This is a genomic window from Pseudomonas sp. RAC1 (assembly GCF_030658255.1).
GTDB lineage: Bacteria > Pseudomonadota > Gammaproteobacteria > Pseudomonadales > Pseudomonadaceae > Aquipseudomonas > Aquipseudomonas boreofloridensis.
This window is the reverse complement of record NZ_JAUTXS020000028.1, coordinates 52,821-72,922: the sequence shown is the minus strand read 5'-3', so window position 1 is coordinate 72,922 and position 20,102 is coordinate 52,821. Positions and strand designations below refer to the sequence as shown.

Here is a 20,102-nt window from a genome sequence, read left to right as displayed (position 1 = left end):
GCGCGCCAGTTCAGACGCCGCCCATCGCGACCTCAGGAGGCCGAGCAGAGGTGGCATGGAGGGGGTTGACGGGCATGGATGCCCGTCAAGCGCTTGGGGCCATGGATGGCCCCTAAGCGCGGTACCCCCGGAATGCCACCGTCGCGAGGGAACCCCGCAGCGCAGCGAAGGGGCCGGATGCGGGAGCAAGCGGTTTTTGCCCCCCTTTTTTCCAAGAAAAAAAGGGGGTCGCCGTAAAGGCGAAAAGGTGACTAAGCCTCACCAAAGCCAACGGATATTCACCCAAGACAAGCAGCCCCCAAAACCCCCGCTTTTCAGCTTTTGCTATCCTGTGCCCCCCAAACACCAGCTCAGCAGATCCCAATGACCCCCATCGCCCCCCCTAGAGCCCCCCGTTTCAGCCGCAGGGACCACAAGACCCTGGGCCTGGCAGCCCTCGGCGGGGCGCTGGAAATCTACGATTTCATCATTTTCGTTTTCTTCGCCCTGACCCTGAGCCAACTGTTCTTCCCGCCGCAGATGCCCGAGTGGCTAAGGCTATTGCAGAGCTTCGGGATCTTCGTCACCGGTTATCTGGCGCGCCCGTTGGGCGGCATTCTCATGGCCCATTTCGCCGACCACCTGGGCCGCAAGCGCGTTTTCAGCCTGAGCATTCTGATGATGGCGCTGCCGTGCCTGCTGATCGGCGTGATGCCCACCTACGCCGACATCGGCTACGCCGCACCGCTGCTACTGCTGGCCCTGCGCATCCTGCAGGGCGCCGCCGTCGGTGGCGAGGTGCCCAGCGCCTGGGCTTTCGTCGCCGAGCATGCGCCACCGGGTCGACGTGGCTATGCATTGGGCTTTCTCCAGGCAGGCCTGACCTTCGGCTACCTGCTCGGGGCGTTGGTCGCCACGCTCTTGGCCCGACGCTATAGCCCGCAGGAAATCCTCGAATTCGCCTGGCGCTATCCCTTCGTGCTTGGCGGCGTGTTCGGCGTGCTCGGCGTATGGTTGCGCCGCTGGTTGAGCGAGACGCCGGTCTTCCTGGCCCTGCGCGAACGCCAGACGCCGCCCGTGGCGTTCCCGCTGCGCAGCGTGTTGACCGAGCACCGACGTTCGCTGATCCCAGCGGCGCTGCTGACCTGCGTGCTGACCTCGGCGGTGGTGGTGCTGGTGGTGATTACCCCCACCGTGATGCAGCAACGCTTTGGCATCGATGCCGGGCGAACTTTCGCCTTGAGCAGCGTCGGGATCGTCTTTCTCAATATCGGCTGCGTGCTGGCCGGACTGCTGGTCGACCGCATCGGTGCTTGGCGCGCGCTGATGCTCTACAGCCTGGTCCTGCCGCTGGGCATTGGCCTCTTGTATGCGAGCCTCATGGGGCAGTGGGGCTGGAGTTGGCTGGCCTATGCGCTGGCGGGTCTGAGCTGCGGCGTGGTGGGCGTGGTGCCGTCGGTGATGGTCGGGCTGTTCCCGGCGCAGATCCGCGTGTCCGGGATCTCCTTCACCTACAACCTGGCCTATGCGCTGTGGGCCAGTACCACGCCCTTGGCGTTGATCGCCCTGATGCCGTGGAGCCCCTGGGTGTGCGTAGGCTTCTGCCTGATCATGGGCGTTGTGGGCGCCGTGACCGGTGCCGTCTACGGTCAGCGCGCTCCTCTGTGTGTCGAAGAGCGCGCTGTGGGCTACTGAGTCGGGGTCAGGACTTGAAGCGTCCGACCAGGCCGTTGAGCTCTTCCGACAACTGCGACAACCGCCCGGAGTCCGATTGCGCCGAGCTGGCCAGACCCTCGACCAGGCGCGCCTCGTCGTAGATCTGCTGGATATGCCGGTTGATCTCCTCGGCCACGCTGTGCTGCTCCTCGGCTGCGGCGGAAATCTGCAGGTTCTGGTCGCGGATCTCGTTGACCGACAATTGGATGCCCTCGAAGCTGTCGCGCGCGCTTTCGATCGATGACACGCTGGCGCGCGACAGGTCCAGGCAACTGTCCATCTTCTGCGACACTTCTTGAGTCTTGTTGCCCAGCGCGTTGAGCAACTGATCGATTTCACCCGTGGAGTCGGCGGTGCGTTTGGCCAGTGCCCGCACTTCGTCGGCGACCACCGCGAAGCCACGGCCCTGATCGCCAGCGCGGGCGGCCTCGATCGCTGCGTTCAACGCCAGCAGGTTGGTCTGTTCGGCGATGGCGCGGATGGTGCCGAGAATCTGGTTGATGTTGCGGCTGCCTTCTTCGAGTTCGACCATCGCCTGCGACGATTCGCTCAGGCGCGTACCCAGGCGGTTGACGTTGTCGGTGGTCTGTTCGATCTGCTGCTTGCCCTCGGCCACCCGACGATGTCCGTTCTCTGCAGCGCCCGCCGCACTGCTGCACGAGCGGGCCACTTCGTTGGCGGTGGCGACCATCTCGTTGAAGGCGGTGGAGACCAGTTCCACGGCTTCGCGCTGGCGACCGGCGGCTTCATTCATGCTGCCGGCCAGCTCGCTGTTGGCGCGAGAGGCTTCATGCAAGTTACCGGACGCGGCGCCGATGTGCTGGATCAGCTGGCGGATCGCGGCGAGGAACTTGTTGAACCAGCCGGCCAACTCGGCGGTTTCGTCCTTGCCTTGCACCACCAGGTCGCGGCGCAGGTCGCCCTCACCTTGGGCTATTTGCTGCAGGCCGGTACTCACTTGGCCGATGGGTTTGACGATGACTCGCGAGAACGCAGCGGCGATCAATGCGAAGACCAGCGCCAATACCAGCACGATGACGATCGTGAGGTAGGTCATGGAGGTGGCGGCGCCCATCACTTCGCTGTATTCGATCAGGCCGACGAAGCGCCAGCCGAGCACCGGCGAGGTCCAGACGTTGGCCATGTAGCGCACCCCGTCGATCACCACCTCGGTCGAGCCCTGTTCGGTGGCCGCCAGTTGCGCATAAGGTGCACCGAGGTCCTTGAGCTGCTTGAAACCGTGGCTGGCATCGCGCGGATCGACCAGCACCGTACCGTTCTCGATCAGCATCACATAGCCGCTGTCGCCCAGCTTGATGCTCTTGATCAGCTCGGTGAGATTCTTCAGTGACACGCTGACCACGAACACGCCCTTAGGCTTGCCGGCAGCGTCGTTGAGGGTGCGGGCCGTGCCGACCAGGGCGACGTCATCTTTGTCGTAGTAGTACGCCGCCGTGCGCACGGTCTTGCCCGGTGCAGCCATGGCGGCCTTGTACCAGGGGCGGGTACGTGGGTCATAGCTGGCGAGCTTGGGGTCGTCTGGCCATTTGGCGTAGGTGCCGTCTTCCAGGCCGATGGAGAGGATCGCGGCGGCCGGATGGGTGGTGCCGTAGCGGGAGAAGGCGTCGATGACCTGTTGAGCGGAGGCGGGGAGTGGCCGGTTGGCGGCGTCGGCCGCGGTGTAGTCCTTCAGGGTGCTGACCGAGGTGTAGAAGGGGTCGGTCGCCATCTGCTCGACGTTCTGCAGGGTCCCGTCGAAGAACTGGCGCATGTTGCCGTCGATCTGACGAATCTCACGGGTGCTGCCATCGATGAACTGATCGACGGCCTCGGTGCGAATGTTCAGCACGGAGATGGCGCCGACCAAGGCCACCGGGATAAATGCCACCAGAACGAACGCAATCACCAGCTTATTTTTTATCTTCATCGGGACGAACCATTCGTGGGAAAACACGCAGGGCGTGGCCCGCCGTAAAACTGGCCACAGGCTATCTACCCTGTTTCGGCGCGTACCTGGCAAAGCTTTAGGGGTATTTCGTGTACAAAAACGTCCTCGATTGTTCTGAGAGCGTTTCCGGCCCGCCAGAAATGAAAAACCCGGCGCGGGCGCCGGGTGTAAGCAATTCGGTGAGGCTCAAGCCTGGCGGATCTTTTCCACTCGGCTTTCCTCCAGCTCCTTGCAGGCCTTCTGGATCATCTGCTCGGTGATCGGAATTTCGCGGCCTTGGGCATCGATGATCGAGCCGCACACCTGATGTTGAGTGTGCTGGGCGTTCTTAACGGTGTCGCTGCTATGTTGCAAGCTCATTTCCTGTCTCCTCTTCAGGTTGCAAGCTCAGACTAAACGCTCGCCGTGACTGACCTGTGACAGTTCCCTCGGTATCACGACACGTACAGTCCAACAGAAAGTACGAGAAAGCTCCAGTGCCCCAATTAGATCGATGAGCTATAGGCACTGTGCTCACTCGGCATGCGATCGCGCTGACGCTTCGAGAGTTCCAACAGGATGAACAAGCGGTGTTTAATACTTTCCACAGGCAACAAAAAACCCGCACGAGGCGGGCTTTTCGAAGGATTTGGTCGGAGAGACAGGATTCGAACCTGCGGCCTTCTCGTCCCGAACGAGACGCGCTACCTGGCTGCGCTACACTCCGATGGGCAAAATCCTAATGCATCGCATTTTTTAACGCAAGCCCTTGTTGTGTAAAGGGCCTTTGCCTCAAACACGGTGCGAATCAGAGCTCTTTGACAGTCCGCACCTGGTCTTTGTTGATGCGTGCACGCTTGCCGTCGAGCTGCTCGAATTCGTAGAAGCCGGAGTCTTCGTCGTAGGAAGGTTTGTCCACGGCTTGAATCTCGCGGCCATCGTTCAGCGTGATGACGGTGGGCGATGCGCAACCGGCGACGGCAGCCAGGCCCAGGGCAAGCAGGAAGGCGGGGAGGGTCCGTTGGATCATCGTGTGTCTCCATTTCGATGGTGCATGATGTGCCTCTGACGCTACCTGAGCATGCAAAGTTCCTCGTGGCGTGCAGTGCAAGGACAATCGCGTGGATACGATCCAGGACGAAGGCGGCCTTGTGCTATAACGGGCGCTTTACTTCCCGCATGACGGATTCCCATGAAAGCCAAGGCAGATACTCCCTTCGTGCCGCTGAACATCGCTGTGCTGACGGTCAGTGACACCCGTGCGTTCGACACCGACACTTCTGGCCAACTGTTCGTCGACCGGCTCACCGCTGCCGGGCACCGGCTGGCTGAGCGCGTGCTGCTCAAGGACGACCTGTACAAGATTCGCGCCCAGGTCGCCACCTGGATTGCCGATGACCTTGTGCAGGTCGTACTGATCACCGGCGGAACCGGCTTCACCGGTCGCGACAGTACCCCGGAAGCCGTCGCGTGCCTGCTGGACAAGCAGGTCGATGGCTTCGGCGAGCTGTTCCGCCAGATATCGGTGCCGGATATCGGCACGTCCACCGTGCAGTCCCGTGCGCTGGCAGGTTTGGCCAACGGTACCCTGGTGTGCTGCCTGCCCGGTTCGACCAACGCGGTGCGTACGGGTTGGGACGGCATTCTCGCCGAGCAACTCGACGCCCGTCATCGTCCGTGCAATTTCGTCGCTCACTTGAAACAGGCACCGGCCTGTGAAAGTCGTGGCTGAGGTGGCTGCGAGCCGGCCCTTGATGCCGGTGGAGCAGGCCTTGGAGCGCCTGCTGGCGCTGGCCGAGGCGGCGCCTATCGAGGACGTCGAGGAGGTTGCCCTGGGCGATGCCGAGGGGCGCGTGCTGGCCCAGGCGCTGGTTGCCAACCTCGATTTGCCGCCTTGGCCGAACAGCGCCATGGACGGCTACGCCGTGCGCCTGGAGGACCTGCACAATCAGCCTCTGGCGGTCAGCCAACGCATCTTCGCCGGCCATGCGCCGGCGGCTTTGCAAGCGGGCACCTGTGCGCGGATCTTCACCGGGGCACCGCTGCCCGAAGGCGCCGACTGCGTAGAGATGCAGGAAAACACCGAGGTGCTCGCAGACGGCCGGGTGCGTTTCCTGCACCCGCTTACCGCCCAGCAGAACGTGCGGCCCCAAGGTCAGGAAACCCGTGCCGGCGAACAGATCATGGTCGCAGGCACCCGTTTGGGGCCGATCGAGCTGGGTCTGGCTGCGACCCTGGGGCATGCCACGGTTCAGGTGCGTCGACGCCCGCGCGTCGCAGTGTTGTCGACCGGCGACGAACTGGTCGAGCCCGGACTGCCCCTGGGGCCCGGACAGATCTACAACAGCAATCGTCGACTGCTGGTCGGTTGGTTGCAGCGCATGGGCTGCCAAGTGATCGACGCCGGGATCCTCGCCGACGATCTGACGCTGACCCGCCAATGCCTGGAGCATCTGGGCGAAGTCGATTTGATCCTCTCCACCGGCGGGGTTTCCGTGGGTGAGGCCGACTACTTGGGCATGGCGCTGCGCGAGGCGGGCGAGTTGGCACTCTGGAAGCTTGCAATCAAGCCCGGCAAGCCGCTGACTTGCGGGCAATGGCGGGGCGTGCCGGTGATCGGACTGCCTGGCAACCCAGCCTCGACGTTGGTCACCTTCGCCTTGCTGGCGCGACCTTACCTGCTGCGTCGGCTTGGCGTCAGCGAGGTCGCACCGCTGCGTTTCTCGGTCCCGGCAGGCTTCGACTGGCCAAAGCCTGGCAGTCGCCGCGAGTATCTACGGGCACGCATCGAGGACGGCCAGGTGTGCCTTTATCCCAACCAGAGCTCTGGCGTGCTGCGCAGTGCAGTCTGGGCACAAGGGCTGGTCGAGGTGCACGAAGGTCGCACCGTGGCCATGGGCGACAGTGTCCCTTTCATCCCTTTCAGCGAATTGCTCGATTAACGTCCGACCTCAAGCAACCAAACCCATCCGGCAGGGATTCGCGCAGATTCGATCGACGGTGTGCAGCATTCGTCGATCTGCGGTGGTCGAGATTGCAATGGGTGTCTATCAGGAGAGTTTCGGATGCACGGGCACAAGGCGATGTTGATCCTGCACGGCAAGCAGGCGCTGAACGAAGAGGTACGCGAGGCGGTAGGGGCCGTGCGCGAACGTGGCCAGCATCTGGACGTGCGCTTGACCTGGGAAGCCGGTGATGCCCGGCGCCTGGTGGAGGAGGCGCTGAGCGCCGGCTACACGCAAATCGTGGCGGGAGGCGGGGACGGCACCTTGCGCGATATCGCCGAGGCCATTGCCCAATCCGGTGGTCAAGCCAGCCTGGTGCTGCTACCGCTTGGCACCGCCAACGATTTTGCCCGCGCGGCAGGGGTTCCGCTGGAGCCGGCAGGTGCATTGGCATTGCTCCAGGTGCCCGCGCGGGCAGTGGACCTTGGGCGCGTCGGCGAGCAGATGTTCCTGAACATGGCTACCGGTGGCTTCGGCAGTCAAGTGACGGCCAGCACCTCGGAGGATCTGAAGAAAGTGCTCGGCGGGGCGGCCTATCTGTTCACCGGGTTGTCACGTTTCAGCGAGCTGCAGGTGGCTTCGGCCACCTTGCACGGCCCGGACTTTCATTGGCAGGGCGAGTTGTTGGCGCTGGCGGTCGGCAATGGTCGTCAGGCGGGCGGAGGTCATGTGCTGTGTCCTGAGGCCCTGGCTGACGATGGGCTGTTGGATGTCGCCATTCTGCCCGCGCCTCAAGCCATGGTTGGGGCACTGCGCGATTTGCTGAGCGGTGAGGAACTGTTCGTGCGGGCGCGGCTGCCTTGGGTGGAGATCGGCCAGGCTGAAGAACTGGCGCTGAATCTCGACGGCGAACCGTTGAAAGAGGGCAGTCTGCGCTTCGAAGCCGTGCCGGGGGCACTGCGCGTGCACCTGCCCAGCGACTCACCCTTGCTCAGTCATCCAGGCTGATGATGCCTTCGCGCACGGCAAACAGCACCAGGCCCGCCACATCGTAGATCTGCAGGCGCTTCATGATCTGCGAGCGGTGGGTCTCGACGGTCTTTATCGATAATCCCAACCCGTTGGCGATCTCCCGGGTGGATTTGCCGCGCACGATCAGGCGCAGGATTTCCAATTGCCGGGCCGTGAGGTGGTGCCGGTCGCTGGAAGACGGCCTGCTGCTCTGGGCGCGCAGCAGGGCTTGATTGATCACCGTGTGGGCGATGGCTGGGCTCAGATAACGTTCGCCGCTGCACAAGGCACCTAGGGCGTGCTCCAGTTCGCTGGCGCTGGTGTCTTTCAGCAGATAGCCGTGTGCGCCGCTTTCCAGCGCGCGCATGATCAAGTCCGGCTCGGTGTGCATCGACAGGATCAGTACTTTGCACGCGCAGCCGCTGTCGCGCAGTTGGGTCAAGGCATCCAGGCCGTTGGTCGAGCGCATGGAAATGTCCAGCAGGACGATGTCCGGGCTCAAGCTTTGTGCCATCTCCAGAAGGTGCTGGCCGTCATCGGCTTCGCCCACCACTTCATAATCGACAAGGTCGGTGACCAGCGCACGCACGCCGGCTCGAATCAGTGAATGATCATCGATCAGCAGCAGCCTAATCATCGCAATGTGCCGTGCTGGCTCGTTCTTCGCGGCGTGCAGGCCAAGGGAACAAGACTTCGATGCGGGTACCTTGACCGGGCTGGCTGATCACCTCCAGGCGGCCTTGCAGCGCGGCTATCCGCTCCTGCATGCCGGCCATGCCGCCATGGCCGCGCAGCCCTGCAACGTGGGTCGGTTCGAAGCCGACACCATCGTCCTTGATGGACAGGCGCAGACCTTCCGGCATGCGCTTTAGGCGAATCAACAGGTTGTGTGCACGGGCGTGGCGCAGCACGTTGGTGACTGCCTCCTGGGTGATGCGAAAAGCTGCCATGGTCACCGCTTCGCCGATACCGCCCAGGCGCTGCTGGCATTCCAGGCTCCAATGCACGTCGCTGTTTTCCAGCGCTCGCAGTAGGTGAGCCCGTAAGCTCGCCTCCAGGCCCTGACTGTTCAGTTGTCGCGGATTGAGCAGCGCGGACACATCGCGCACGCTGTCCAAGGTGGTGTCGAGCGTGTCGCGCAGGATGTCGCAGTGCGGGTGCAGCGTGGTCGGCATCCGACGCCGTAGCCAGTCGAGCTGGAGCTTCGCGGCGGTGAGCGACTGTCCGATGTCGTCGTGCAGTTCGCGGCTCAGGCGCTGGCGTTCGCCCTCCTGGACTTCGAGCATGCGCTCTGCCAGTTCCTCGGGCTGCAGATGAATCGCGCCCCTGCAGCGGCACAGTTGCCACGCGACGGCGAGCAGGGCGATCAATTGCAGGATGAGCGCCGCCGTCGACAAGCGTTGAGCGCTGGCATAGGCGACCACGCTGGCGATCAAGGAGGCCGCACAGAGCACCGCAGTCGCCGCAGGCAGCCAGGTGACGCGCGGGCGGCAATGCAGAGGAATCTTCAAGCGTGAAAGCATAGATTGGAAAGCCACTGGATAATTGCCGGCGCAGGTCGCGAAACACGCCTTGGCGCTGTGAATGACCTGCTTATTCAATCAACAATGAACACGCTGATTAGTGTGGAACCCGCGTGTGGTGGGTGTTGTTTAGTGCGCATGGTATCACTTCGAATCGATTTGGTCGCGGCTGCTTAGTTGCTCTGAGCCGAGTTAATACGGGGCGCGCAGAGGTGTAAGTGAACCCTGGAGAAAATGGCCATGCGCTATTATCTCTACAGAATCAGAAACTTCTTGAATAACTAAGCTAATGCGCTATCACGGCCCTGACATAACTTGACCTATCTAACAAGTTATCGAGTGTTGATGGGGCAACACTTTGACTCGTTAGTGGGCATGGTCTCTTCACTCATTCAGGGAACGCGTTGCCGACGCGGGGGAGGGGCAAGGTTGGTCAAGGGCACTGGCCAAGGCGCCGACGAGCAATTGCTGCTCCGTGCCGTCCAAATGCAGTTGGCCTGTGTGTGGATCGACCAACTCCAGTTGCCAATCCAGCAGATCAAGACACTCCGCCAGCGCCGAAAGCGCGCCAGACGGTAACCGACAGCCCTCGCAACTGGGCTGGAGTAATTGCCGCAGCACGGTTGAGTAACAGGATATTTCGCGCATCCCCGATACGCTCGCGCCTTGGGCCAGCGTGTGCAGACATTCGTCCAGGCAGCGGCAGGCGTCGGGGTCGTTGCCGATCAGTGCCAGATGCTGCAAGCACTCCTGGGCGCGTTTGAGCAAGGCTTGCGCATCTGGCAGAAATTCCCGCAGCACGGCGGAGTTAGAGGGCCCGCGTTCCATCGTCAGCCTCCGCTGCGCGACGAGCAAGCAGGGGGTAACCACATCCAGATGTTCGCTGACAAAAGCCTGACTCCGTCCATGCACTGAGAATGGCGTCACATTAATGGCTAAAGGATATCGCGAATATCAGGTTGCTCCCGATTGAACCTAAGGGTTTCCCTGATGAGGTGTTTGCGAGGCGGCGCTAGGGCTTTGAAGTAGGTGGCAGCAGTTAAGCATGATGGTAAAGTGATATCAATCGCCGTTCGGGGATTTTGTCGCGTGCATCAAGCTCTGGCCAATTGTGCCGATACAGGTCAGATGCATCCAATATTTTCGCTTCAAAGCCTGGGGGTTGTGCAATGGCTGGCATTCTCGACACGGTAGATCAACGCACGCAATTGGTGGGCGAGAACCGCCTGGAAATCCTCATGTTTCACCTGGCTGGTCGACAGTTGTTCGCGATCAACGTGTTCAAGGTCCAGGAGGTGCTGCAACTGCCCAAGCTGACGCTCATGCCGCAGCGCCACACCTTCGTGTGCGGCGTGGTCAACCTGCGTGGGCAGACTTTGCCGGTGATCGACCTGTCCCAGGCGATCGGCATGCGTCCCCTGCAACCGGGGCCTGACAGCACCATCATCGTCACCGAATACAACCGCTCGGTGCAGGCGTTCCTCGTCGGCGGCGTGGACCGCATCGTCAACATGAACTGGGAGTCCATCATGCCGCCGCCCACCAGCGCCGGCCGCCAGCATTACCTGACAGCCATCACCAAGGTCGACGACAGGCTGGTCGAGATCATCGACGTGGAAAAGGTTTTGGCCGAGATCGTGCCGTACAGCGCCAAGGTCTCGCGCGACAAACTCGAAGATCCGGTATTGGCCCGTGCTCGTGGTCGCGAAGTGCTGCTGGTCGACGACTCCAGCGTGGCCCTGGCGCAACTGCGCGACACCCTGTCGCAACTGGGGATGAAGCTGCACGTCGCCAGCGACGGTCTCAAAGCGCTGCGCCTGCTCAAAAGCTGGGCCGATGCTGGGGAGGATGTCTGCGAGAAATTGCTGATGATCTTCACCGATGCGGAGATGCCCGAGATGGATGGTTATCGCCTGACCACCGAGATCCGCAACGATCCTCGGCTGCGTGGGCTGTACGTCGTACTGCACACTTCATTGTCGGGTAGTTTCAACGAATCCATGGTGAAGAAAGTAGGTTGCGACAACTTCCTTTCCAAGTTCCAGCCAGACCGGTTGGTGGAAGTGGTGCGCGAGCGCCTGTCGCTCGATCACGCTGCGGTCTGAGCCCTGCACGCGACGTGCAGCGGGTATAAGCTTGGGCTTTGACGAGCGTGAGGCGGTTGGCATGTTTCTGAGTGCGTTGTACCGGTATCCGGTGAAATCAGGCCAGGCGCAGTGCCTGGCCGAATCGGCGCTCGACGCTCTGGGCCTGGACGGCGACCGACGCTGGATGGTGGTCGAGCAGGACACGGGTCGGTTTCTGACCCAGCGCGCCTGGCCGCAGCTTGGCCGGCTCAAGGCCTGCCCCGGTGAAGACGGCGCTTTGTTGCTGGAGGCGCCGGGGCAGTCGCCGTTGCAGGTGCGGGTGCCGGAAGTCGACGAAAATCTGCGAGGGGTCACTCTGTGGCGCGACACCTTGCGCGTGCCCGACGCTGGAGAGGCCGCCGCACAGTGGCTCAGCCAACTGCTGGACAAGCCCGTGCGCTTGGTGCATTGCCCACGCCAGCGTGCACGCTACTTGCCCAGCGGCTATGGGCTGGACACCGATCGGGCTGCCTTTCCCGACGGTTTTCCCTTTTTGCTGATCGGTCAGTCGTCGCTCGATGAGCTCAATCGGCGCATCGGTCGTCCCCTGCAGATGTTGCGTTTTCGCCCTAACCTGGTGGTCGAAGGCGCCGAGCCCTTTGCCGAGGATGGTTGGAAGCGTATCCGTATCGGTGAACTGACCTTTCGCGTACTCAAACCGAGCGTGCGCTGCATCCTCACCACCCTTGACCCGGACACTGGCGAACGCAGTGCCGATCGGGAGCCGTTGACCACGTTGAAGACATTCCGCGAGCGCGACGGCGATGTGCTGTTCGGGCAGAACCTGGCCGTCGATGGCCGCGGACGTCTCGAGGTGGGCATGCCGGTGGAGGTGTTGGAGTAGCAGCTTGGGGGAGGCGACGGCAGGCGCTTGTCGCGCCATAATCGGCCCTTAATCGCACCCTGTTGCACTGCGCGTCCCATACCCGGAGATTCCCTTAAATGCATGTTCTGCTCTGCGAGGATGACGATCTGATCGCCAGCGGCATCTGCGCCGGACTGGCGGCTCAGGGGCTGACGATCGATCGGGTGGCCAGCGCCTCGGCGGCGCGGGCATTGCTGCAGGCAGCGCAGTTCGATGTGATGATTCTCGATCTGGGGCTGCCTGACGAAGACGGTCTCAAACTGCTGCGTCGTCTACGTCAGCAGGGCGAATTGCTGCCGGTGCTGGTGCTGACGGCCCGCGACGCCGTCACTGATCGTGTCGAGGGGCTTCAGGCGGGCGCCGATGATTACCTGCTCAAACCGTTCGACCTGCGCGAGCTCGCGGCGCGTCTGCACACCCTGCTGCGGCGCGTGGCCGGGCGTGCGGTCAATGTCATCGAGCATGGCCCTTTGTGCTACAACCCCAGCAGCTGCGAAGCGACGCTGGCTGGGCGGCCCGTGGATCTGTCGCGGCGCGAACAGGCGCTGCTCCAGGCGTTTCTGCAGAATCCTGGTCGGGTGCTGTCCGGCGAGCAGCTCAAGGATTGCGTATACGGCTTCAGCGACGAGGTCGAAAGCAACGCCCTCAACGTCCATATCCATCACCTGCGGCGCAAGCTCGGCAACAGCATCGTCGAGACCGTGCGTGGCCTGGGCTACCGTCTCGGTCCAGCGCAGGTCAACGAGGAGCGCGCGCCATGAGCCTGCGCGTGCGGCTGTCACTGATTCTCGGCAGTGCCTTCATCCTGATCTGGATTCTGGCGGCAACCTGGATGCTGCGCGACTTGCGCCAACAAATGATGTTTTCCCTCGACCAGCGCCTGGTGGCCTCCGCGCGCATGGTGGCGGGACTTGTCGATCAACTGCCTCAGCCGCTGACCGGCAAGGACCGTGAAGCGCACTTTGCCGCCGACCAGTTCAGCGTTCCAGACGGCATGGCCTGCCAGGTCAGCTCCCTGCGTGGTGAGATTCTGGCCAGCAACCATAAGCACGACGGCAGCATGGACGACCAGCGCAGCGGCTTTCGCGATCAGACCATCGATGGCAGTGCCTGGCGTACCTTTACCTACAACCACGGGGATGTGCGCATTACCACGGCCGACAGGCATCAGGAGCGTGAGGCGCTCAATCGCTCGATTCTGCTGGCGGCCTCGGCGCCGGTGTTGATGGCCCTGCTCGGTAGCCTGGGGCTACTCTGGATCGGTCTGGGCAAGGGCCTGGAGCCGCTCAACCGCATGCGCGATGCCTTGCGTCGGCGTCGCGCCGACAGCGTCGAGCCGCTGCAGGTGTCGGGTATGCCCAGCGAGTTGCAGCCGCTGCTGGAAACCCAGAACCAGTTGTTCCTGCGCATCGCTCAGACCCTGGAGCGCGAGCGGCGTCTGACCGACGATGCCGCGCACGAGCTGCGCAGCCCCCTGACCGCGATCAAGACCCATCTGCAGGTGGCGCGCATGACCGACGGCCAGGTACGCGAGCAGGCGCTGGAGCATGCCGAGCAAGGCACCGATCGCATGCACCGCACCTTGGAGCAGTTGCTGATGCTGGCGCGGGTCGAGGGCAGCTTGTCGTTCGACGATGGGGTGCAGTGCAGCGCCGAGCAGGTCGCACGCCTGGCGATGCAGGATGCCAGTGGTGGAGATAACCGGCGCATCGCGCTGCATTTGCCGCAGGAAGCGGCGCGCGTTTACCTGGGCATGCCGGCGCCACTGGCAGTAGCGGCATTGCGCAATCTGCTGGATAACGCGCTGCGCCACGGTGGCAGCGAGGCGGTGGAGCTGGAGGTGCAGATGGCCGAAGGGCAGGTGGGGTTCGTGGTGCGCGACCACGGTCCGGGTATCGCCGATGAAGATCTGGAGCATTTGACCGAGCGGTTCTGGCGCAACAGCAAGAGTCTGGGCAGCGGGCTGGGCTTGGCGATCGTGCAGGCGATCGTGCAGCGTTGCGCCGGCAGCTTGAAATTCGACAGTCGCAGCGATGGTCTGCGGGTGTGCCTGCAGGTGCCGGTGCGCGAGCTGACTTGAAGTAAGAAGCGGGCTAAATCCCCGCCTGGCTCAAGCGTTTCACAAGCAATGACTTCCCGGCACTCTCTGCGCTGACAGGCGCGTGACGGGCGTCTCTACTTGCTTGCGAGGGTTCGCCGATGTCGACCGTTTCCCGTCTCGCCCAGGCGCTGCCTGCCTGCGTGCCAGAGACCCTGTATACGTTTCGTGAGTCACCCCTGCTGTTGCGTCAACAGCGGCAGGAGTCCAATGCGCGCAGCTATCCGCGGCGTATTCCGCTGGTACTCAAGCGCGCCCGTGGCATTCATGTGGAAGACGTCGAGGGGCGACAGTTCATCGACTGCCTCGCTGGCGCGGGCACCCTGGCATTGGGGCACAACCATCCGGTTGTGGTGGAGGCGATCCAGCGCGTGTTGGCCGATGAGTTACCGCTGCACACCCTTGACCTGACTACGCCGGTCAAGGATCAATTCGTTCAGGACTTGTTCGCCGTGCTGCCGGAGTCCTTGCGGCGGGATGCGAAGATCCAGTTCTGCGGGCCAACGGGCACCGACGCGGTGGAAGCTGCATTGAAGCTGGTGCGCACGGCCACCGGGCGCAGCACTGTGCTCGCTTTCCAGGGTGGCTACCATGGCATGACTCAGGGCGCGCTGAGCCTGATGGGCAGTCTGGGGCCGAAGAAAGCACTGGGGGCGCTACTGAGCAGCGGCGTGCAGTTCATGCCTTATCCGTATGATTACCGATGCCCGTTCGGCCTCGGCGGCGAAGCTGGCGTGCGGGCCAACCTGCATTATCTGGAAAATCTCTTGCTCGACCCCGAGGCGGGTGTGCAGTTGCCTGCTGCGGTCATCCTGGAGGTGGTGCAAGGTGAGGGTGGCGTCATACCAGCGGACATCGAGTGGTTGCGTGGTGTGCGCCGAATCACCGAAAAGGCCGGAGTGGCGTTGATCGTTGACGAAATCCAGAGCGGCTTTGCCCGTACTGGGCGGATGTTCGCCTTCGAACATGCCGGCATCGTGCCTGACGTGGTCACCCTGTCCAAGGCCATTGGTGGCAGCCTGCCGCTTGCCGTGGTGGTCTACCGTGATTGGCTGGATACCTGGGCCCCGGGCGCTCACGCGGGCACCTTCCGCGGTAATCAGATGGCCATGGCGGCGGGTTCTGCGGTGATCGACTATCTGGTGGAACACCGCTTGGACGAACATGCGCATGCCATGGGGCAGCGGCTGCGCGGCCATTTGCAGCACCTGCAGCGTGATTATCCGCAGTTGGGCGATATCCGTGGACGGGGTTTGATGCTAGGTGTGGAGTTGGTCGACCCGCAGGGTACGCGGGATGCGCTCGGTCATCCGCTCGCCTCGCCGGAGCTGGCGCCCAAGGTGCAGCGCGAATGCCTGAGGCGCGGGCTGATTCTTGAGCTCGGCGGTCGGCATGGTGCGGTGGTGCGGTTCCTGCCACCACTGATCATCAGTGCCGAGCAGATCGATGAGGTCGCCGAGCGCTTCGCGCGTGCGGTACAGGCGGCGGTCGCCTCGGACTGAGTGAGCAGCCGTCTGTTCAGTTGGGCGATGGCTTAGAAGAAAGGCACCTTTTCAGGTGCCTTTCTTTATAGGGTGCCCTCAGCCGTGCAGCTCTTCTGCTGCGTAGAGGGTGTTCTCCAGCAGGCAGGCGCGGGTCATGGGACCGACGCCGCCTGGAACTGGCGTGATCCATCCTGCACGCGGTAGGGCGGTTTCATACACGACATCGCCGACCAGCTTGCCGTCGTCCTGACGATTGATGCCGACGTCAATGACGATGGCGCCTTCCTTGATCCATTCCCCCTTCACCAAGCCGGGCTTGCCCGCCGCCACCACGACCAGATCGGCGCGGCCGACATGGCCTGCCAGATCCTGCGTGAAGCGGTGGCAGACGGTCACGGTGCAGCCAGCCAGGAGCAATTCCATGGCCATGGGGCGGCCAACGATGTTCGAGGCACCCACGATCACGGCGTTCATGCCGTAAAGCTCCTGACCGGTGCTGTGCAGCAGGGTCATGATGCCTTTCGGTGTGCACGGGCGCAGCAGTGGAATGCGCTGGGCCAGACGACCGATGTTATAGGGATGGAAGCCGTCGACGTCCTTGTCTGGACGAATGCGCTCGAGTAGCAGAGAAGCATCCAGGTGGGCAGGCAGTGGCAGTTGCAGCAGGATGCCGTCGACGGCTGGGTCGTCGTTGAGGCGGTCGATCAGATCGGATAGGGCTTGCTGCGTGGTATCGCTGGGCAGGTCGAACGCCTGGGAGATGAAGCCGACTTCTTCACAGTCTTTGCGCTTGTGCGAAACGTAGACTTGGGAGGCCGGATCGGTGCCGACCAGGATCACCGCCAGGCCCGGGGTACGCAGGCCCTGCTGGCGGCGTTGCGCGACGCGTTGGGCGATCTGCTGGCGCAGGTTGGCGGCGATCGCCTTGCCATCGATAAGGTGTGCAGTCATAGACGCGTGATTAACCATCGAGAAGGGAACAATAAAGAGGGCGCATTCTCGCACGACCGCAGCCGAGGGCAAAGGCGCGTGGTCGGGCAAATCTTCTAAGCCCTTCAATAATTTAAATTTTTTTGAGAAAGGTGTTGACGCTAATACAAGGTGCCTATTAAGATTCGCCGCACTTGTCGGGCACAGCCTAGCACTGGTTGGTGAAGTCGGGCAGAATGGGTGGTTTTCTGATCGCTTGTTCGGTTTGGCATCAGCTCTTGCGCCCGTAGCTCAGCTGGATAGAGCATCCGCCTTCTAAGCGGATGGTCGCAGGTTCGAGTCCTGCCGGGTGCGCCATTAGGCAGCTTGGGCAAGCAAGTCGGTCTGTAAAGCGATATGGTGGGCGTAGCTCAGTTGGTAGAGCGCTGGATTGTGATTCCAGTTGTCGTGGGTTCGATTCCCATCGTCCACCCCATATTTTGCGAAGGCGCCTTGATGGTAAATCCGGCGCCTTTGTCTTGAGCGTCATGCGGACGTGGTGAAATTGGTAGACACACTGGATTTAGGTTCCAGCGGCGCAAGCTGTAAGAGTTCGAGTCTCTTCGTCCGCACCATGTTTCTCTAAGTTGTACGGTAACACTGCATTCTGGTGGGCGTAGCTCAGTTGGTAGAGCGCTGGATTGTGATTCCAGTTGTCGTGGGTTCGATTCCCATCGTCCACCCCATATTCATTCGAGGGCGCCTTGATCTTGAGATCGGGCGCCTTTGTCGTTTCTGCTCGGGTTGTTGCGCTGCGTGAGGCGTGTCTGTTTTGCCGCTCGCGCGAGTCTACTGGTGGCGCGAGCCTGGAAGCTGATAGATTTCAACCGGTTGAGAAGCGGGTCGTGGCCGGTGGAGGGCTTGCCGATGATTGCAAAAGAAGCACGTCAGGCTTTGGCATTGCAGCGCTTCTGCCAAAGCCATCCGCAACTGCTCGAAGAGATTCGTGAGCTTGAGCCGCGCGAGCAGGCGCAGCAAATCGAATGGGCGTTCGAGGACGCGGCTCAGGAGCAGGGTGTCGAGCCCTGGGAGTTGGCGTTGCAACTGATTGCAGAAACGCCGGAGCAGTTGCAGGCCATGCGCCTGGAGACCCATCGCGAGGTCGCAGATGCGCTGGGTATGTCGTGGCAAGAATACTGCGGTTTCAATGACATCGAGCCGTCTTGAGCGGCTTTGCGGCAAGCATTGAACGAGTGAGTTCCAGGGTTCCTGGGTGATCACCCTCCAGGCCGCAATTAATGAGGCCTCAAGCGTTTCGGTGCAGGTTTATCAAGGAAAACGACCGTCGTAGCGTTCGGTATTCTGGGTGGGGTGACTTCTGGTGTCTGAATCACTAGAATATTCGCCCTTGATTCTGGAGTCGGGCTATCGCCGGCTAACGTCTGTGCAACGAGGAATATCCATGCAAGTTTCTGTTGAAAACACTTCCGCTCTCGAGCGCCGCATGACCATCGCCGTTCCGGCCGAGCGCGTCGAGAACGAAGTCAACAAGCGTCTGCAACAGACTGCCCGTCGTGCCAAGGTCCCGGGCTTCCGTCCAGGCAAGGTTCCGATGAGCGTTATCCGTCAGCGTTACGAAGACGCGGCCCGTCAGGAAGCCTTCGGTGACCTGGTGCAGGCCTCCTTCTACGAAGCCGTGGTCGAGCAGAAGCTCAACCCTGCGGGTTCGCCGGCCGTCGAGCCGAAGTCGTTCGAAAAAGGCAAGGATCTCGAGTTCGTTGCCATCTTCGAAGTATTCCCCGAGTTCACCGTCGCCGGTTTCGAATCGATCAACGTCGAGCGCCTGAACGCCGAAGTGGCGGATGCCGATCTGGACACCATGCTCGAAGTGCTGCGCAAGCAAAACGTGCGTTACGAAGCCGTCGAGCGCGCGGCCGAGAAAGACGATCAGGTCAACATCGACTTCGTCGGTAAGATCGATGGCGAAGCCTTCGCGGGCGGCTCGGCCCAGAACACCCCGTTGGTCTTGGGCTCCGGTCGTATGATTCCGGGCTTCGAAGACGGCCTGGTCGGCGCCAAGGCTGGCGAAGAGCGCGTGGTCAACGTGACCTTCCCAGAGGATTATCAGAACCTGGACCTGGCCAACAAGGCTGCCGAGTTCACCATCACCGTGAACAGCGTTTCTGCGCCGGTGCTGCCTGAGCTGAATGAAGCGTTCTTCGCCCAGTTCGGTATCAAGGAATCGTCCCTGGAAGGTTTCCGCACCGAAGTTCGCAAGAACATGGAGCGCGAACTGCGCCAGGCCATCAAGACCAAGGTCAAGAATCAGGTCATGGATGGTCTGCTGGCCGCCAACCCGGTCGACGTGCCGAAGGCGCTGGTGGAAAATGAAGTCAATCGTCTGCGCGTCCAGGCTGTTCAGCAGTTCGGCGGCAACATCAAGCCTGATCAACTGCCAGCCGAGCTGTTCGAAGAGCAAGCCAAGCGTCGCGTGGTGCTAGGCCTGATCGTTGCCGAGGTGGTCAAGCAGTTCGACCTCAAGCCGGACGACGCCAAGGTTCGCGAGATGATCGAGGAGATGGCGTCCGCTTACCAGGAGCCTGAGCAGGTCATCGCTTGGTACTACAAGAATGACCAGCAAATGAACGAAGTGCGTTCGGTTGTGCTGGAAGAGCAAGTTGTAGATACTGTCCTGCAGAAAGCGACTGTGACCGACAAGTCGGTCTCGTACGAAGAGGCTGTCAAGCCAGCACAGGCTCCTGCCGAAGCTGAGTGATTTGCTACTTTGTAGGAAACCCCACAAGCCAGCCTTCGGGCTGGCTTGTGCGTTATTAAAGCCATGACTATTTGGGAGTGAGTGCAGGACATGTCCCGCAATTCTTATATTCAGCAGAGCTCTGACATCCAGGCCGCAGGCGGTCTGGTCCCGATGGTTATCGAGCAGTCCGCCCGTGGCGAACGTGCCTACGACATCTACTCGCGCCTGTTGAAGGAGCGTGTGATCTTCCTGGTCGGGCCTGTAGAAGACTACATGGCCAACCTGGTCGTGGCGCAGCTGCTGTTCCTTGAGGCGGAAAACCCCGACAAGGATATCCATCTCTACATCAACTCGCCGGGCGGTTCGGTGACCGCTGGCATGTCGATCTACGACACCATGCAGTTCATCAAGCCCGACGTTTCCACCATCTGCATCGGCCAGGCCTGCAGCATGGGTGCGTTCCTGCTGGCTGCCGGTGCCGCGGGCAAGCGTCATTGCCTGCCCAACTCGCGAGTGATGATTCACCAGCCGCTGGGCGGCTTCCAGGGCCAGGCGACCGATATCGAGATCCATGCCCAGGAAATCCTCAGCATCAAAGCACGCTTGAACGAGCTGTTGGCTTTCCACACCGGCCAGGATCTGGAAACCATCAAGCGCGATACCGAGCGCGACAACTTCATGAGCGCCTCGCGCGCGGCCGAGTATGGTTTGGTCGACTCGGTCTACGACAAGCGGCAACTGGTGTCCTGAGCCCAGGCGCC

General features: G+C 61.9%; 19 protein-coding genes and 5 tRNA genes. 16 read left to right on the top strand and 8 right to left on the bottom strand.

Annotation, left to right across the window (positions count from 1 at the left end; translation table 11 throughout):
- Window positions 1–363 precede the first annotated feature (363 nt).
- Window positions 364–1,674 (top strand): MFS transporter, encoded by a 1,311-nt coding sequence (locus Q7C30_RS09280; protein ID WP_317871332.1) that lies wholly within the window; start codon window positions 364–366, stop codon window positions 1,672–1,674.
- 7 nt (window positions 1,675–1,681) lie between these two features.
- On the opposite strand, the gene Q7C30_RS09275 is transcribed toward Q7C30_RS09280, so the two are convergent.
- The 4 genes from Q7C30_RS09275 to Q7C30_RS09260 form a co-directional block, all read right to left on the bottom strand.
- The gene (locus tag Q7C30_RS09275; RefSeq protein ID WP_317871331.1) at window positions 1,682–3,622 is read right to left on the bottom strand and encodes a methyl-accepting chemotaxis protein; all 1,941 of its coding nucleotides are present in this window, start codon (window positions 3,620–3,622) and stop codon (window positions 1,682–1,684) included.
- A gap of 207 nt (window positions 3,623–3,829) precedes the next feature.
- Entirely contained in the window at window positions 3,830–4,003 is a 174-nt protein-coding gene (locus Q7C30_RS09270; RefSeq protein WP_162889501.1) for a PA1571 family protein, read from the bottom strand.
- 269 nt (window positions 4,004–4,272) lie between these two features.
- Window positions 4,273–4,349: transfer RNA gene (locus Q7C30_RS09265), tRNA-Pro, on the bottom strand.
- An 81-nt stretch (window positions 4,350–4,430) separates the two neighbouring features.
- Window positions 4,431–4,652, bottom strand: coding sequence for a YgdI/YgdR family lipoprotein (locus Q7C30_RS09260; RefSeq protein ID WP_029613518.1), 222 nt, complete (start codon window positions 4,650–4,652; stop codon window positions 4,431–4,433).
- Window positions 4,653–4,814: 162 nt separating this feature from the next.
- On the opposite strand from Q7C30_RS09260, the gene moaB reads away from it, so the two are divergent.
- The 3 genes from moaB to yegS all read left to right on the top strand — a co-directional run bounded on the left by moaB (window position 4,815) and on the right by yegS (window position 7,575).
- Window positions 4,815–5,354, top strand: a complete 540-nt coding sequence (moaB, locus tag Q7C30_RS09255; RefSeq protein WP_029613519.1) for a molybdenum cofactor biosynthesis protein B — start codon at window positions 4,815–4,817, stop codon at window positions 5,352–5,354.
- Window positions 5,338–6,564, top strand: a complete 1,227-nt coding sequence (gene glp / locus Q7C30_RS09250) for a gephyrin-like molybdotransferase Glp (RefSeq protein ID WP_317871330.1) — start codon at window positions 5,338–5,340, stop codon at window positions 6,562–6,564. Before moaB ends, glp begins: the two co-directional genes overlap by 17 nt.
- A gap of 123 nt (window positions 6,565–6,687) precedes the next feature.
- Complete coding sequence (yegS, locus tag Q7C30_RS09245) at window positions 6,688–7,575, top strand: lipid kinase YegS (protein WP_317871329.1); 888 nt, start codon at window positions 6,688–6,690, stop codon at window positions 7,573–7,575.
- Here the strand turns inward: yegS and Q7C30_RS09240 are convergent.
- The 3 genes from Q7C30_RS09240 to Q7C30_RS09230 form a co-directional block, all read right to left on the bottom strand.
- Complete coding sequence (locus tag Q7C30_RS09240) at window positions 7,559–8,215, bottom strand: response regulator transcription factor (protein ID WP_317871328.1); 657 nt, start codon at window positions 8,213–8,215, stop codon at window positions 7,559–7,561. The two genes, yegS and Q7C30_RS09240, sit on opposite strands and share 17 nt — an antisense overlap.
- On the bottom strand, window positions 8,208–9,101 hold the full coding sequence (locus Q7C30_RS09235) for a sensor histidine kinase (RefSeq protein ID WP_295481425.1): 894 nt from the start codon (window positions 9,099–9,101) through the stop codon (window positions 8,208–8,210). The genes Q7C30_RS09240 and Q7C30_RS09235 overlap by 8 nt, the downstream gene beginning before the upstream one ends.
- Window positions 9,102–9,485: 384 nt before the next feature.
- Entirely contained in the window at window positions 9,486–9,956 is a 471-nt protein-coding gene (locus Q7C30_RS09230) for a histidine kinase (RefSeq protein WP_317871327.1), read from the bottom strand.
- A gap of 314 nt (window positions 9,957–10,270) precedes the next feature.
- Here Q7C30_RS09230 and Q7C30_RS09225 point away from each other — a divergent pair, with 314 nt between their 5' ends.
- From Q7C30_RS09225 to Q7C30_RS09205, 5 genes are all read left to right on the top strand, one after another.
- Entirely contained in the window at window positions 10,271–11,206 is a 936-nt protein-coding gene (locus tag Q7C30_RS09225) for a chemotaxis protein CheV (RefSeq protein WP_317871326.1), read from the top strand.
- Between the two features lie 61 nt (window positions 11,207–11,267).
- Window positions 11,268–12,071, top strand: a complete 804-nt coding sequence (locus Q7C30_RS09220; RefSeq protein ID WP_317871325.1) for an MOSC domain-containing protein — start codon at window positions 11,268–11,270, stop codon at window positions 12,069–12,071.
- A gap of 98 nt (window positions 12,072–12,169) precedes the next feature.
- Window positions 12,170–12,853 (top strand): response regulator transcription factor, encoded by a 684-nt coding sequence (locus Q7C30_RS09215; RefSeq protein WP_039576556.1) that lies wholly within the window; start codon window positions 12,170–12,172, stop codon window positions 12,851–12,853.
- Window positions 12,850–14,172, top strand: a complete 1,323-nt coding sequence (locus tag Q7C30_RS09210) for an ATP-binding protein (protein WP_317871324.1) — start codon at window positions 12,850–12,852, stop codon at window positions 14,170–14,172. The genes Q7C30_RS09215 and Q7C30_RS09210 overlap by 4 nt, the downstream gene beginning before the upstream one ends.
- A 119-nt stretch (window positions 14,173–14,291) precedes the next feature.
- On the top strand, window positions 14,292–15,692 hold the full coding sequence (locus Q7C30_RS09205; protein WP_317871323.1) for an aspartate aminotransferase family protein: 1,401 nt from the start codon (window positions 14,292–14,294) through the stop codon (window positions 15,690–15,692).
- Window positions 15,693–15,770: 78 nt separating this feature from the next.
- Here the strand turns inward: Q7C30_RS09205 and folD are convergent, their stop codons facing one another.
- Window positions 15,771–16,625 carry a bifunctional methylenetetrahydrofolate dehydrogenase/methenyltetrahydrofolate cyclohydrolase FolD gene (folD, locus tag Q7C30_RS09200; protein ID WP_317871322.1) on the bottom strand — a complete coding sequence of 285 codons (855 nt, stop codon included), beginning with the start codon at window positions 16,623–16,625 and terminating at the stop codon, window positions 15,771–15,773.
- A gap of 259 nt (window positions 16,626–16,884) precedes the next feature.
- Here folD and Q7C30_RS09195 point away from each other — a divergent pair.
- The 7 genes from Q7C30_RS09195 (at window position 16,885) to clpP (ending at window position 20,091) form a co-directional block, all read left to right on the top strand.
- A tRNA-Arg gene (locus tag Q7C30_RS09195) sits at window positions 16,885–16,961 on the top strand.
- A 42-nt stretch (window positions 16,962–17,003) separates the two neighbouring features.
- A tRNA-His gene (locus Q7C30_RS09190) sits at window positions 17,004–17,079 on the top strand.
- 54 nt (window positions 17,080–17,133) lie between these two features.
- Window positions 17,134–17,218: transfer RNA gene (locus Q7C30_RS09185), tRNA-Leu, on the top strand.
- Between the two features lie 35 nt (window positions 17,219–17,253).
- Window positions 17,254–17,329: transfer RNA gene (locus Q7C30_RS09180), tRNA-His, on the top strand.
- A 181-nt stretch (window positions 17,330–17,510) separates the two neighbouring features.
- A complete protein-coding gene (locus tag Q7C30_RS09175) occupies window positions 17,511–17,810 on the top strand; it encodes a DUF6388 family protein (protein ID WP_304485004.1) in 300 nt (99 codons plus the stop codon).
- A 235-nt stretch (window positions 17,811–18,045) separates the two neighbouring features.
- Window positions 18,046–19,359, top strand: coding sequence for a trigger factor (gene tig / locus Q7C30_RS09170; protein WP_317871321.1), 1,314 nt, complete (start codon window positions 18,046–18,048; stop codon window positions 19,357–19,359).
- A gap of 90 nt (window positions 19,360–19,449) precedes the next feature.
- Complete coding sequence (gene clpP, locus Q7C30_RS09165) at window positions 19,450–20,091, top strand: ATP-dependent Clp endopeptidase proteolytic subunit ClpP (RefSeq protein WP_029613529.1); 642 nt, start codon at window positions 19,450–19,452, stop codon at window positions 20,089–20,091.
- Window positions 20,092–20,102: the final 11 nt, after the last annotated feature.

Coding starts and splice junctions, on each gene's coding strand:
- Q7C30_RS09280 (WP_317871332.1), top strand. CDS start 364: ATGACCCCCATCGCCCCCCCTAGAGCCCCCCGTTTCAGCCGCAGGGAC.
- Q7C30_RS09275 (WP_317871331.1), bottom strand. CDS start 3,622: ATGAAGATAAAAAATAAGCTGGTGATTGCGTTCGTTCTGGTGGCATTT.
- Q7C30_RS09270 (WP_162889501.1), bottom strand. CDS start 4,003: ATGAGCTTGCAACATAGCAGCGACACCGTTAAGAACGCCCAGCACACT.
- Q7C30_RS09260 (WP_029613518.1), bottom strand. CDS start 4,652: ATGATCCAACGGACCCTCCCCGCCTTCCTGCTTGCCCTGGGCCTGGCT.
- moaB (WP_029613519.1), top strand. CDS start 4,815: ATGAAAGCCAAGGCAGATACTCCCTTCGTGCCGCTGAACATCGCTGTG.
- yegS (WP_317871329.1), top strand. CDS start 6,688: ATGCACGGGCACAAGGCGATGTTGATCCTGCACGGCAAGCAGGCGCTG.
- Q7C30_RS09240 (WP_317871328.1), bottom strand. CDS start 8,215: ATGATTAGGCTGCTGCTGATCGATGATCATTCACTGATTCGAGCCGGC.
- Q7C30_RS09235 (WP_295481425.1), bottom strand. CDS start 9,101: ATGCTTTCACGCTTGAAGATTCCTCTGCATTGCCGCCCGCGCGTCACC.
- Q7C30_RS09225 (WP_317871326.1), top strand. CDS start 10,271: ATGGCTGGCATTCTCGACACGGTAGATCAACGCACGCAATTGGTGGGC.
- Q7C30_RS09220 (WP_317871325.1), top strand. CDS start 11,268: ATGTTTCTGAGTGCGTTGTACCGGTATCCGGTGAAATCAGGCCAGGCG.
- Q7C30_RS09215 (WP_039576556.1), top strand. CDS start 12,170: ATGCATGTTCTGCTCTGCGAGGATGACGATCTGATCGCCAGCGGCATC.
- Q7C30_RS09210 (WP_317871324.1), top strand. CDS start 12,850: ATGAGCCTGCGCGTGCGGCTGTCACTGATTCTCGGCAGTGCCTTCATC.
- Q7C30_RS09205 (WP_317871323.1), top strand. CDS start 14,292: ATGTCGACCGTTTCCCGTCTCGCCCAGGCGCTGCCTGCCTGCGTGCCA.
- folD (WP_317871322.1), bottom strand. CDS start 16,625: ATGACTGCACACCTTATCGATGGCAAGGCGATCGCCGCCAACCTGCGC.
- Q7C30_RS09175 (WP_304485004.1), top strand. CDS start 17,511: ATGATTGCAAAAGAAGCACGTCAGGCTTTGGCATTGCAGCGCTTCTGC.
- tig (WP_317871321.1), top strand. CDS start 18,046: ATGCAAGTTTCTGTTGAAAACACTTCCGCTCTCGAGCGCCGCATGACC.
- clpP (WP_029613529.1), top strand. CDS start 19,450: ATGTCCCGCAATTCTTATATTCAGCAGAGCTCTGACATCCAGGCCGCA.